Here is a 13,203-nt window from a genome sequence, read left to right as displayed (position 1 = left end):
GGGTGAAGCAGGTTGTGCAGAACTACAAGAGCGGCGAGCTGGCGGTGCTCGACGTTCCGGTACCGGGGTGCAAGCCGGGAGGGGCGCTGGTCCGCAGCGCCTACTCGCTGATCTCCACCGGCACCGAGATGATGAAGGTGTCCGAGGCCGGCATGTCGATGCTGGGCAAGGCCCGCTCCCGTCCGGACCAGGTCGCCAAGGTCATGCAGAGCGTGGCCACCAACGGGGTGCCCGCCACCTACCGCAAGGTGATGGGCAAGCTGGACTCCTACACACCGCTCGGCTACTCGCTGTGCGGGGTCGTCGAGCAGGTCGGCGCCGGCATCGACGACGTGAAGGTCGGCGACCTCGTGGCCTGCGCGGGCAACGAGCACGCGCTGCACGCCGAGCTCAACTGGGTGCCGAAGAACCTGTACGTCCCGGTGCCGGACGGCCTCGCGCCGCAGCACGCGGCCTTCGGCACCGTCGGCTCGATCGCCATGCAGGGCGTCCGCCAGGGCGAACCGCAGCTCGGCGAGGTGGCCCTGGTCATCGGCCTCGGCCTGATCGGGCAGCTGGTGGTGCAGCTCCTGGCCGCCTCGGGCGTCCGCGTCGTCGGCGCCGACCCCGACCCGGCCCGCTGCGAACTCGCCGAGCGCCTGGGCGCAGCGGCGTGCGGCGACCCCGCCTCCGCCGCCGTGGAGAACGCCGTCGCCGAACTCACCGACGGTCACGGAGTGGACCAGGTGTACCTGGCCGCCGGCGGCGGCAGCAACCAGCCCGTCGAGCTGGCCGCCAAGCTGGCCCGGGACCGCGGCCGGGTCGTCGACATCGGCAAGTGCCGCCTCGACCTGCCGTGGAACGCGTACTACGAGAAGGAACTCGACGTCCGCTTCTCCCGCTCGTACGGCCCCGGGCGCTATGACCCGGAGTACGAGCTGGAGGGCCGCGACTACCCGATCGGCCACGTCCGCTGGACCGAGCGCCGCAACCTGGCCTGCTTCCTCGACCTCGCCGCCCGCGGCAGGATCGACGTGGAACCCCTGATCTCCCACGTCGCCGACTTCGACGACGCCGTCGAGACCTACCAGCGCCTGAAGGACGGCGAGCTGAAGGCCATCACCGCGCTGTTCCGCTACCCCGGACAGTCGGGGGAAGCGGAGGAGGCAAAGGCCCCCGCGATGGCCGTGCCGGCCGTGAACGTCAAGCCGAGCCCGGCTCGCGCCGCCAGGACGCGGGTCAAGCTGGCGTTCGTCGGCGCCGGCAACTACGCGACGTCGATGCTGCTGCCGCACCTGGCACAGCGCGAGGGCGTCGAGCTGTCGACCGTCGTCACCACGACCGCGCTGTCCGCGGCCAACGCGCAGCGGAAGTTCGGCTTCACCGAGGCGACCACCGACCTCGACGCCGTGCTCGGCGACAAGTCCATCGACGCCGTGTTCGTGGTCACCCGGCACAGCTCGCACGCCGACCTGACCCGCAAGGCACTGCTGGCCGGCAAGACGGTGTTCGTGGAGAAGCCCCTGGCCCTCACCGAGGACGAACTGGCCGGGGTGCTCGCGACGGTGGAGGAGTCCGGCAACGACCGGCTTCAGGTGGGCTTCAACCGCCGCTTCGCGCCGCTGCTGCAGGAGGCCAGGAAGCAGTTCGGCACCCGCTCCGGCCCGGCGAGCCTGCGCTACCTGGTCAACGCGGGCCGGCTGCAGCACGGCAGCTGGTACCTCCAGCAGGGCACCGAGGGCTCACGCTTCGCCGGCGAGGGCGGCCACTTCATCGACACGGCGAGCTGGCTGCTCGACGCCGACCCGGTCTCCGTCTACGCGGTCGCCCCGTCCGGCAACGAGGACCTGCAGGTCGTACTGCGCTACCCGGACGGGTCCTCCGCCACCATCAGCTATGTCACCACCGGCGCGGCCGGCTTCCCCAAGGAGACGCTGGACCTGGTCGCCGACGGCAAGGTGCTGCGGCTCGACGACTTCGTCCGCGCCTCGGTCTACGGCCCCAAGAAGTGGGTCAGTTCGCGCCTGCCCAAGGCCCGGGACAAGGGCCAGAACGCCGAACTGGCCGCGTTCATCAAGGCCGTTCGGACCGGCGGGCCGATGCCGGTGCCGCTTCGGTCGCTGGTCGCCACCACCGCGGCCACCCTCGCCGTGCAGGCCGGCCTGGCCGGCGGCGCTCCGGTGACGTTGGAGAACGCACGATGACGATGAGCGCGGGCTGGTACCTGCGACGGCTGTCCCGGATGGGACCGCAGGAGGTCGCGGGCCGGGTGGGCGACACGCTGCGCCGACGGCGGTGGCGGTCCGCGCCGCCGGCCTGCCCGAGCGTGACCGGCGCCCGGTTCACCGCGGTGCTGCCCGCCGAGGCGATCGCCGCGGTGCCGTCGGACGCCGCGAAACGCCTCGTCGCCGAGGCCGACCGGCTGATGGAGGGGCACGTCGAGTACTTCGGGGTGGCCCGCGACGACCTCGTCGACCCGGACTGGTGGTACGACCCGAAGACCGGTCGCCGGGCCCCGTCCGGCTACGCCTTCGACGTGCCGTACCGCAGCGAGGACGCGGTCGGGGACATCAAGCAGATCTGGGAGCTGTCCCGGCACCACCACCTCACCCAGCTCGCCGCCGCCTACGCGATCACCGGGGACGAGCGGTACGCCGAGCGCGTGGCCGCGCACCTGCGGTCGTGGTGGGAGGCCAACCCGCCGCTGCGCGGGGTCCATTGGATCAGCGGCATCGAGCTGGGCATCCGGCTGCTGTCGTGGGTGTGGGTGCGCCGGCTGCTGGAGGGCTGGCCGGGTGCGGCCGGGCTGTTCGAGGACAACCCGGTGGCGCTGAACCAGATCTGGCACCACCAGCGCTGGCTGGCCGCCTTCCCCAGCCGGGGGTCGTCGGCGAACAACCACGTCATCGCCGAGGCCGCCGGGCAGTTCGCCGCGGCCTGCGCGTTCGGCTGGTTCCCCGCCTCGGAGCGGTGGCGGGCCGACGCCCTGCGCTCGCTCGACCGGCATCTGCGCAGCAACACCTTCCTCTCCGGCCTCAACCGTGAACTGGCCTCCGAATACCACGGCCTGGTGCTGGAGCTCGGTCTGGCCGCCGTGGCCGAGGCGGACGCCGCAGGCGTGCCGGTGCCCGCGACCGTCCGTCTGGTGCTGCTGCGGATGACCGACGCGCTCGCCGCCGTCGTGGACAACCGGCTGCGTCCGCCCCGCCAGGGCGACGCGGACGACGGGCACGGCCTGATCCTGGACGGCGAGGGCACCGACCGCTGGGGCTCGCTGCTGTCCACCGGGGAGGCGGTGTTCGGCCGGCTCGACTGGTGGCCGACGGTGACCGGCACCGATGTGCGCACCCCACTGCTGGCCGCGCTCATCCGGCCGTACGCGAAGAACGGAACCGGACCGGCCGTGTCCCGCCCGGCAAGCAGGCCAGGTCACTTCGCCGACGCGGGGATGACGATCCTGCGCGGCCCGGAGGAGATCTGGTGCCGCTGCGACGGCGGCCCGCACGGCTTCCTGTCCATCGCCGCGCACGCCCACGCGGACGCACTGTCCGTGGAGGTCCGCCACGACGGCGTCGACGTGCTCGCCGACCCGGGGACGTACTGCTACCACGGACAGCCCGAGTGGCGGCAGTACTTCCGCTCGACCCTCGGCCACAACACCCTCGAAGTGGACGGCGCCGACCAGTCCGTCTCCGGCGGCCCGTTCCTGTGGACCCGGCATGCCGACACCCGCGTACTGGTCGCAGACCCGTCCGGCGAGGGAGCGGCCCGCTGGAGCGCGGAGCACGACGGCTACCAGGGCTCGGTGCACCGCCGCCAGGTGGAACTCACCCCCGAAAGCCGGGAGTTGAGGGTGATCGACGAGGTGCGCGGCCCGGGCGGGGCCGTGCGGCTGGCCTTCCACCTCGGCCCGGCGATCACCGCGCACCTGGTGGACGACCGGGCCGAACTCACCTGGACCCGGGACGGCGAAGACCGATCCGCGGTGCTCGACCTGCCCGGGCAGCTGTCCTGGCAGGCGCATCGCGGCGAGACCGATCCGCCGCTCGGCTGGTACTCCGCGGGATTCGGGCGCAAGGAACCCGCCACCACGCTGGTCGGCACCGGCTTCACCGACGGCACGGAGGGCTTCACCACCGTGCTCAGGTTCCGCGGCTAGGGGGCGGCACGTGGGGATCAAGAGGCGGCACTGGGCGTGGGCGGCGGCACCGCTGACGCTGGCCCTGCTGGCGTTGACCGGCTGCGACAGCACACAGCCCGCCGAGGCGAAGACGACGACCGCCGCGCCCACCATGTCCGGGGCGCGGTCCACGGCCGTGGCCCGGGTGTGCGCCAAGCCCGAGGCCGGGCCGGCGAAGGCACCGGCCGGCGCGGTGACGGTCGACCCCGCGAAGGTCGGTGACCTGGCGGAGAAGACCAAGAACAACCCCCCGAACACCACGTTCTGGCTGCGACCGGGCAAGCACCGGCTCGACCCCGACCGCTACGCCCAGGTCATCCCCAAGAAGGGGGACCGCTACCTCGGCGCGCCCGGCGCGGTACTCGACGGCCGGAAGACCAACCAGTACGCGTTCGCCGGCACCGCCGAGGGCGTCACCGTCGGCTACCTGACCGTGCAGGGCTTCGTGCCGCCGCAGAACGAGGGCGTGGTCAACCACGACTCGGCCGACGGATGGGTGATCGAGCACTCGACGATCCAGAACAACCTGGGTGCCGGGCTGATGGCCGGAGCCCGCCAGCAGGTCCGCGGCAACTGCCTGCGCGCCAACGGCCAGTACGGCATGAACGCCTACAAGGGCAGCGGCCGTATCAGCGGCCTGGTGGTCGAGGGCAACGAGATCGTCGGCAACAACACCGGCGACTGGGAGCGGCGGCAGCAGGGCTGCGGCTGCACCGGAGGCATCAAGTTCTGGGCCGTCGACGGCGCCGACGTACGCGGCAACTGGGTGCACGACAACCGCGGAACCGGGTTGTGGGCGGACACCAACAACAACGACTTCCGCATCGAGGACAACGTGCTGGAGGCCAACGACGGCGCGGCGCTGATCTACGAGACCAGCTACAACGCGGTGATCCGCAACAACACGATCCGGCGCAACAACTGGGTCGAGGGCCGCAAGGCAGCAAGCCGCGGTGACACCTTCCCGTTCGCGACCGTCTACCTGTCCGAGTCCGGCGGCGAACCACGCGTCAAAGCCCGCACCGACAAGATCGAGATCTACGGCAACCTGATGGAGAACAACTGGTCCGGGATCACCCTGTGGGAGAACGCCGACCGGTTCTGCAACAGCCCGGCCAACACCTCCTCCGGCGACTGCACGCTGCTGGTGAAGAAGACCAGCCGCTGCACGAAGTCGACGATCACCAAGGCACCGCTCTACGCGGACTGCCGGTGGAAGACCCAGCGGGTGGACATCCACGACAACCGCTTCGTGCTGGACAAGACCGTGCTCAAGTGCACGACGAAGTGCGACCGCATGGCCGTGCTCTCCAACTACGGCACCTATCCGGACTGGTCGCCCTACAAGGGCGAGGCGGTGGCCGACGCGATCACGCTCAAGCAGCACAACCGCTGGCACGACAACGTCTACGTCGGGCCGTGGGCGTTCGTGGTCCACGACCCCAGCAAGGTCCTGGACTTCCAGAGCTGGCAGGGCGTGCCCTACCAGCAGGACGCGGGCAGCACGATCAGCGGACAGGCGGGTGGTTGAGATGAGCACGCTGTCCGGCCCCGAACCGCGTCCTGTGGTCACACCGAGGATCATCGGGATCGTCTGGGGGCTGCTGGTCCTCAACACGCTGGGCTCCGCCGGGGCGAAGACCATCGTCCCGCTGCCCCGCTCCCTGATCCAGATGGTCACGATGGGCGCCCTGGTGGCCGCGTTCACCCTGGCGCTCGCGGTCAACCTCCGGCTGCGGATCCGGCCCAGCGCCTACGTGCTCCTGCTCACCCTGCTGCTGGTGTCGAGCATCATCTCCAGTGCGCACCTGGAGTCCGGTTTCGGCGCGCTGTTCCGCTGCTTCCGGCTGACTCTCTTCGTCGGCACCCTGTGGCTGCTCACCCGCTGGTGGAACGGCGGCCTGACGTTCGTCCGGCACCACATCCGGATGTACTTCGCGGTGCTCGGATCGGTGGCCGCGGGCCTCGCCGTCTCACCGGGCGCGGCCCTGCCCGACCTCTACGGCGGGCGCCTGGTCGGGGCGTTGTGGCCGCTCACCCCGCCGCAGATCGGACAGTACGCCGCGGTGATCATCGGGCTCACCGTGCTGCTCCTGCTGGGCCGCCGGACCGACAAGAAGAGCGCGGCGGTCATCATCGTGCCGTCCCTCGTCCTGCTCGCGCTGACCCATACCCGTACGGCCACGCTCGGTCTGATCGTCGGGCTGGTGCTGGCGATCGGCTCGCTCCTGCTGACCAGCGCCGCCGCCCGCCGCTTCTTCAGCTGGACGGTGGTGTTGGCCGCGGTGGCCGCGGTGGGGTTCGCCTCCGCGCTGCAGAGCTGGTTCCTGCGCGGGCAGAGCCAGGAGAACTTCTCCAGCCTCACCGGCCGGGCCAAGGTCTGGGATGCCCTGCTGGCCGCGCCCCGCTCGACCTCGGAGCAGTTGTTCGGCGTGGGCCTGGGCGACAAGTCGTTCGGCGGGCTGCCGATCGACAACAGCTGGCTGGCCGTCTACAACGAGCAGGGCCTGATCGGTGTGACCCTGGTCGCGGTGATCATCGTGGTGCTGGGCGGTGTCGCGCTGCTGCGGCCGCCGTCGCTGCAGCGGGCCTGCGCGATCTTCCTGATCAGCTACTGCGCGATGGCCTCCTACACCGAGGCAGGTCTCGGCGACGCCTCGCCGTATCTGCTGCATCTGGCCCTGGCCGCCTCACTGCTGGCGGCACCGGCCGGGGCCACCGTCCTCGCGAGTCCCGAAGTCCCCCGGCTTGCGATTCCGGAACTCCCTCGACAGCGCGTCCCGCGCTGGGCCCGCCGATCGGAGGTGACCTGAGCATGCACATCCTCGTGGTGCACAACCGCTACGCCTCGGCGCAGCCGAGCGGGGAGAACAAGGTCGTCGACCAGGAGGTGGAGCTGCTGCGCGCGGCCGGCCACCGGGTCGAGGTGTTCGAGCGGCGCAGCGACGACATCGGCGCCATGTCCCTCCTCGGCAAAGTCGCGGTGCCCCTGCGGGTGCCGTGGAACCCGGCGGTGCGCACGGAACTCGCCGCCAAGCTGCGCACCGAACGGCCGGACGTGGTGCACGTCCACAACGTCTTCCCGCTCCTGTCGCCCGCGGTCCTGGCCGCCTGCGCCGACGCCGGCGTGCCCGCCGTGGCCACGCTGCACAACTACACCCAGGTCTGCCCGCCCGGCACGCTGCAGCGGGACGGCCGGCCGTGCACCGAGTGCGTCGGATCCACGGTGCCGTTGCCCGCCGTCCGGCACGGCTGCTACCGGGGCTCCCGCCTCGCCACCGTGCCGCTCGCGGTCAGCATGTCGGCCAACCGGCGGCGCTGGTGGTCCGGCGTGGAGCGGTTCTTCTGCATCTCAGCGGCGCAGCGTGACACCCTGGTGCGGGCCGGCATGCCGGCCGAGCGGCTGGCGGTGAAGCACAACTTCGTGCCCGACCCTGGCGACCGGCGAGCAGGCGAGGGCGAGCATCTGCTCTATCTCGGCCGGCTCGCGGAGGCCAAGGGCGTACGGCTGCTCATGGCCGCGTGGGACGAGCTCGCGGCGAGCGGTGGGGTGGGCGTGCCGCTGGTGATCGCCGGCACCGGGCCGCTGGAGCCGGAGGTGACCGCCTGGGCGGCCGGCCGGGACGACGTGCGCTATGTCGGCCTGTTGGACACGGCGGAGTGCCAGAAGGCCATCGCGCAATCGGTCGCGGTGGTGGCTCCCTCGACCTGGCTGGAGGCGTTCGGCCTGGTGGTCGTGGAGGCCATGGCCGCGGGGGTCCCGGTCGTCGCGGCCGGGCACGGCGCCTTCGTCGAACTCGTCGAGGACGGCGTGACCGGGCTGCTGCACCAGCCGGGCGAGTCCGCCTCGCTCGCGTCCTGCATACGCCGGATCGCGGCCGAGCCGGACGGCAACCGGGAGATGGGCCGAGCGGCCCGGCTCCGTTACGAACAGGGTTTCAGCCCGGCGGTCGGTCTCGACCGCCTGGTTGACGAGTACCGCACCGCGATCGCGGGGCGGTCAGCACAGACTCGCGGCGGGGACACCCCCGCGAGCAGGGGGGATGGGGACAACAGATGACACGATGCCGACTGTGCGGCTCCCAGGCGACGGCGAGCGTCGTCGACCTCGGGGCGACGCCACCGTGCGAGAGCTTCCTCGCCGCGGACCAACTCGACCAGCCGGAACCGGCGTACCCGCTGCACCTGCGGGTCTGCACCGACTGCTGGCTGGCGCAGATCCCGCCGCTGATCACGCCGGAGGAGACCTTCAAGGAGTACGCGTACTTCTCCTCGTACTCGACCTCCTGGGTGGAGCACGCCCGCACGTTCGTCGCCGACGCCGCAGAGCGCGTGGGTCTCGGACCTGACGCCTTCGTGGTCGAGGTCGCCAGCAACGACGGGTACCTGCTGAAGCACGTGGTGGACCGCGGGATCCGCTGCCTGGGCATCGAACCGTCGGTGAACGTCGGCGCGGCGGCACGGGACAAGGGTGTGCCCACGCTCACGGAGTTCCTGAGCCCGCAGACCGGCGCGGCCGTCCGCGAGGAGCACGGCCCGGCGGACCTCGTCGTGGCCAACAACGTGTACGCGCACATCCCCGACGTGGTCGGCTTCACCCAGGGGCTGCGCGCCCTGGTCGCCGACGACGGCTGGGTCTCCATCGAGGTGCAGCACCTGCTGACCCTGATCGAGGAGAACCAGTACGACACGATCTACCACGAGCACTTCCAGTACTACACGGTCGCCTCCGCGATCCAGGCCCTGGCCAGCGGCGGACTCACGCTCGTGGACGTCGAGTTGCTGCCCACGCACGGCGGCTCCATCCGGCTGTGGGCCCGGCCCTCCGAGGTGGCCGGCGAGCCGACACAGCGGGTCGCCGACGTACTGGCCCGGGAGAAGGCCGCCGGGCTGCAGGAGCTGTCCGGGTACACAGAGTTCTCCGCGCGGGTGGCCAAGGTGCGCCGGGACCTGCTGAAGTTCCTCATCGAGGCGGCCGAGCGCGGCGAGACGGTCGTCGGCTACGGCGCCCCCGGCAAGGGCAACACCCTGCTCAACCACTGCGGCATCCGCCCCGACCTGCTTGCGTACACGGTCGACCGCAACCCGTACAAGCACGGCAGGTTCACCCCGGGCACCCGCATCCCGATCCTCGCGCCCGAGCAGATCGCCGCCGACAAACCGGACTACGTCCTCGTCCTCCCGTGGAACCTGCGGGCCGAGCTGGTCGAGCAGCTGTCCTACGTGCACGAGTGGGGCGGCCGCCTTGTCTTCCCCATCCCGGAACTGAGCATCGTCGAAGCCGCGTCCCGAAAGGTCACAGCATGAAGGTCGTCCTGTTCTGCGGCGGTTACGGGATGCGGATGCGCAACGGAACCTCCGACGACGTGCCCAAGCCGATGGCGATGGTCGGCCCCAGGCCGCTGATCTGGCACGTCATGCGGTACTACGCGCACTACGGGCACAAGGAGTTCATCCTGTGCCTCGGCTACGGCGCCCACCACATCAAGGACTTCTTCCTCAACTACGAGGAGACGACGTCCAACGACTTCGTGCTGCGCAAGGGCCAGACCGAGCTGCTGTCCACCGACATAGCCGACTGGACGATCACGTTCGCGCAGACCGGCATCGAGTCGCCGATCGGGGAGCGGCTGCGCCGGGTGCGCCACCACCTGGACGGCGACGAGATGTTCCTCGCCAACTACGCCGACGTCCTCACCGACGCACCGCTGCCCGAGATGATCGAGAAGTTCTCCCAGCGCGACGCCGGCGCCTCGATGATGGTTGTGCCGCCCCAGTCCTCCTTCCACTGCGTGGAGTTGGGCGAGGACAACCTGGTCGGCGGCATCACCGCCGTGAGCGACATGCCGCTGTGGGAGAACGGCGGCTACTTCGTGCTCCGCCAGGAGGTCTTCGACCACATCCCGGAGAACGGGGACCTGGTCGCCGACGGCTGCGCCCAACTGGCCAAGCAGGGCCGACTGGTGGCGCACCAGCACCGCGGCTTCTGGAAGCCGACCGACACCGTCAAGGAGCGGGCCGCGCTCGACGAGGCCTACGCCCGCGGCGACCGTCCGTGGGCCGTGTGGGAACACGACAACGCCGGGGTGCACGCGTGATCCGCCTCGAAGCCGGTCACCTGGACCGGATCGTCGCCGTGGGCGCGCACTGCGACGACATCGCCATCGGCGCCGGCGGCACCCTGCTGACGCTGTGCCACGCACGGCCCGGCCTCCGCGTCGACGCGCTGGTCCTCTCCGGCGGCGGCAGCGAGCGCGAGCAGGAGGAGGCGGCCGCGCTCGCCGCCTTCTGCCCGGGCGCCGACCTGCGGCTGACCGTGCACAAGCTGCCGGACGGCCGGCTGCCCGTGCACTGGGACGAGGCCAAGGCCGCGGTCGAGGAACTGCGCGCCCAGACCGACCCGGATCTGATCCTGGCCCCGCGCACCGACGACGCCCACCAGGACCACCGCGGCCTGGCCCAGCTGATACCCACCGCGTTCCGCGACCACCTGGTCCTCGGCTACGAGATCGTCAAATGGGACGGCGACCTCGGCCGCATGGCCGCCTACCAGCCGCTGTCGACGGAGATCGCCGAAGAAAAGGTACGGCTGCTGCAGGAGCACTACGCCTCGCAGCGCCACCGGCCCTGGTACGACCGCGAAGCCTTCCTGGGTCTTGCACGGATCCGCGGCATCGAATGCCACGAGCGATACGCCGAGGCGTTCGCCGTCACCAAACTCACGCTCAACCTGGGGGGTTGAACCATGCGCGTACTCCTGACCGGACACCAGGGATACCTGGGCACCGTGATGGCCCCGGTCCTCGCCGCCGCCGGACACGAGGTCGTCGGCCTCGACTCCGGCCTGTTCGCCGACTCCGTCCTCGGCGAGACACCCGCCGACCCGCAGGGGCACCGGGTGGACCTGCGCGACGTCACGGCCGAACACGTGGCCGGTGTGGACGCCGTCATCCATCTGGCCGCGCTGTCCAACGACCCGCTGGGCTCGCTGGCGCCGGAACTCACCTACGACATCAACCACCACGCGTCCGTACGGCTGGCCCGGCTGGCCCGCGAGGCCGGAGTGCGGCGCTTCCTGTACGCGTCCACCTGCTCGGTCTACGGCGCCGCAGGCGGCGACGACCTGGTGGGCGAGGACGCCCCGCTGCGCCCGGTGACGCCGTACGCGGAGTCCAAGGTGCGCGTGGAGGACGACCTGCACGCACTGGCCGACGACGACTTCACCCCGGTGTACATGCGCAACGCCACCGCCTTCGGCTACTCGCCCCGGCTGCGTGCCGACATCGTGCTGAACAACCTGGTGGGCCACGCACTGCTGTCCGGTGAGGTGCTGGTGCTCTCCGACGGCACCCCCTGGCGCCCGCTGGTGCACGCCGCCGACATCGCCCGCGCCTTCACGGCCGCGCTGACCGCGCCGCGCGAAGCGGTGCACGACCGGGCGTTCAACATCGGCAGCGAGACCAACAACGTCACGGTCGCCGAGATCGCCGAGCAGGTCGCCGAGGCGGTGCCCGGCGCGAAGGTGCGGATCACCGGGGAGAACGGGGCCGACCCGCGCTCCTACCGGGTGGACTTCTTCCGGTTCCGCGCCGCGATCCCCGGCTTCGACATCGAGTGGTCGGTCAAGCGCGGTGCGCTCGAACTCGCCGACGCCTACCGGAAGTTCGGCCTGACCAAGGAGGCCTTCGACCAGCGCTTCACCCGGCTCGCCGTGCTGCGCGCGGCGTCCGAGGCCGGCACCGTCGACGACACCCTGCGGTGGCGCCGATGACCCGTCCCGGGGAAGAAATGCACGCCCTGGTGGAGCGGATGTACCCGCTGTGCCGGAGCATCACCGGCGACGGTGTCCGCGCCACCCTGGACATCATCGGCGAGTACCTCCCGCTGCAGGTGCACGAGGTGCCGACCGGGACCCAGGTGCTCGACTGGACGGTGCCGCAGGAGTGGAACATCCGCGACGCCTACATCGCCGGCAGCGCGGGGAACCGGGTCGTCGACTTCGCCGCGTCCAGCCTGCACGTGCTCGGTTACAGCATGCCGGTGTCGGCGACCATGCCCCTGTCCGAGCTGCGTGGACATCTGCACACCCTGCCGGACCAGCCGTCCTGGGTGCCGTACCGCACCAGCTACTACAAGCCCGAGTGGGGCTTCTGCCTGGCCCAGGAGACCCTGGACGCGATGCCGGACGGCGAGTACGAGGTCCGCATCGACTCCACGCTCGCCGACGGCCACCTCACCTACGCCGAGCACGTGGTCCCGGGGCAGGTCTCCGACGAGGTGATCGTCTCCTGCCACGTCTGCCACCCGTCGCTGGCCAACGACAACCTGGCCGGCATCGCGGTGGCGACGTTCCTGGCCCGGGAGCTGGCCGCGGAGACGCCGTACTACACCTACCGGTTCATCTTCGCGCCCGGCACCATCGGGGCGATCACCTGGCTGGCCCGCAACGCGGAGCGGGTGGAGCGGGTCAAGCACGGCGTCGTGCTGGCCTGCGCCGGGGACCGGGGCCAGTTGACGTACAAGCAGAGCAGACGCGGCGACGCGGAGATCGACCGGGTGATGCGGCACGTCCTGACCGCGTCCGAACGGCCGCACCGCGTCAACGAGTTCACTCCGTACGGCTACGACGAGCGGCAGTACTGCTCGCCCGGGTTCAACCTCGCAGTGGGCTCGCTCACCCGGACCCCGTACGCCGGTTACCCCGAGTATCACACCTCGGCGGACAACCCGGACTTCGTCTCCCCGGAGGCGATGGCGGACACCCTCGCGGTCTGCCGTGAGGCGTTCGCCGTCCTGGACCGCAACCGGAGCTACCTCAACCTCAGCCCCTACGGCGAACCGCAGCTGGGCCGGCGCGGGCTGTACGACGCGCTCGGCGGCCGCAGCGACACCAAGCAGGCCCAGATGGCCATGCTCTGGGTGCTCAACCTCTCCGACGGCGAGCACAGTCTGCTGGACGTCGCCGAACGGTCCGGGCTGCCGTTCGACACCGTCGCCGCCGCGGCCGACGCCCTGCACGGCGCCGGTCTGATCAAGGCGTGACG

Annotated in this window: 10 protein-coding genes; all 10 read left to right on the top strand. The window is 71.1% G+C overall.

Features of this window, described 5'->3' with window-relative positions; translation table 11 throughout:
- The first annotated feature begins 2 nt into the window (after positions 1 to 2).
- The 10 genes from ACWCRD_RS28360 to ACWCRD_RS28315 are packed head-to-tail and all read left to right on the top strand — an operon-like array spanning position 3 to position 13,201.
- Positions 3 to 2,183, top strand: a complete 2,181-nt coding sequence (locus ACWCRD_RS28360) for a bi-domain-containing oxidoreductase (protein WP_450968600.1) — start codon at positions 3 to 5, stop codon at positions 2,181 to 2,183.
- On the top strand, positions 2,180 to 4,138 hold the full coding sequence (locus tag ACWCRD_RS28355; RefSeq protein ID WP_450968599.1) for an alginate lyase family protein: 1,959 nt from the start codon (positions 2,180 to 2,182) through the stop codon (positions 4,136 to 4,138). The genes ACWCRD_RS28360 and ACWCRD_RS28355 overlap by 4 nt, the downstream gene beginning before the upstream one ends.
- A 10-nt stretch (positions 4,139 to 4,148) precedes the next feature.
- The gene (locus tag ACWCRD_RS28350) at positions 4,149 to 5,690 is read left to right on the top strand and encodes a right-handed parallel beta-helix repeat-containing protein (protein WP_450968598.1); all 1,542 of its coding nucleotides are present in this window, start codon (positions 4,149 to 4,151) and stop codon (positions 5,688 to 5,690) included.
- Position 5,691: 1 nt separating this feature from the next.
- A complete protein-coding gene (locus ACWCRD_RS28345) occupies positions 5,692 to 6,972 on the top strand; it encodes an O-antigen ligase domain-containing protein (RefSeq protein ID WP_450968597.1) in 1,281 nt (426 codons plus the stop codon).
- Positions 6,973 to 6,974: 2 nt separating this feature from the next.
- Positions 6,975 to 8,219, top strand: coding sequence for a glycosyltransferase (locus tag ACWCRD_RS28340; RefSeq protein WP_450968596.1), 1,245 nt, complete (start codon positions 6,975 to 6,977; stop codon positions 8,217 to 8,219).
- The gene (locus ACWCRD_RS28335) at positions 8,216 to 9,466 is read left to right on the top strand and encodes a methyltransferase domain-containing protein (RefSeq protein WP_450968595.1); all 1,251 of its coding nucleotides are present in this window, start codon (positions 8,216 to 8,218) and stop codon (positions 9,464 to 9,466) included. The genes ACWCRD_RS28340 and ACWCRD_RS28335 overlap by 4 nt, the downstream gene beginning before the upstream one ends.
- Entirely contained in the window at positions 9,463 to 10,257 is a 795-nt protein-coding gene (locus tag ACWCRD_RS28330) for a sugar phosphate nucleotidyltransferase (RefSeq protein ID WP_450968594.1), read from the top strand. Before ACWCRD_RS28335 ends, ACWCRD_RS28330 begins: the two co-directional genes overlap by 4 nt.
- Positions 10,254 to 10,901: a PIG-L deacetylase family protein gene (locus ACWCRD_RS28325; protein ID WP_450968593.1), complete on the top strand. Its 648-nt coding sequence runs from the start codon at positions 10,254 to 10,256 to the stop codon at positions 10,899 to 10,901. The genes ACWCRD_RS28330 and ACWCRD_RS28325 overlap by 4 nt, the downstream gene beginning before the upstream one ends.
- A gap of 3 nt (positions 10,902 to 10,904) precedes the next feature.
- The gene (locus tag ACWCRD_RS28320) at positions 10,905 to 11,930 is read left to right on the top strand and encodes an NAD-dependent epimerase/dehydratase family protein (protein ID WP_450968592.1); all 1,026 of its coding nucleotides are present in this window, start codon (positions 10,905 to 10,907) and stop codon (positions 11,928 to 11,930) included.
- Positions 11,918 to 13,201, top strand: a complete 1,284-nt coding sequence (locus ACWCRD_RS28315; protein ID WP_450968591.1) for a DUF4910 domain-containing protein — start codon at positions 11,918 to 11,920, stop codon at positions 13,199 to 13,201. Before ACWCRD_RS28320 ends, ACWCRD_RS28315 begins: the two co-directional genes overlap by 13 nt.
- Positions 13,202 to 13,203 lie beyond the last annotated feature (2 nt).

The sequence above is a fragment of the Streptomyces sp. NPDC002092 genome, from assembly GCF_053593775.1.
This window is presented reverse-complemented; position numbering and strand designations above follow the sequence as displayed.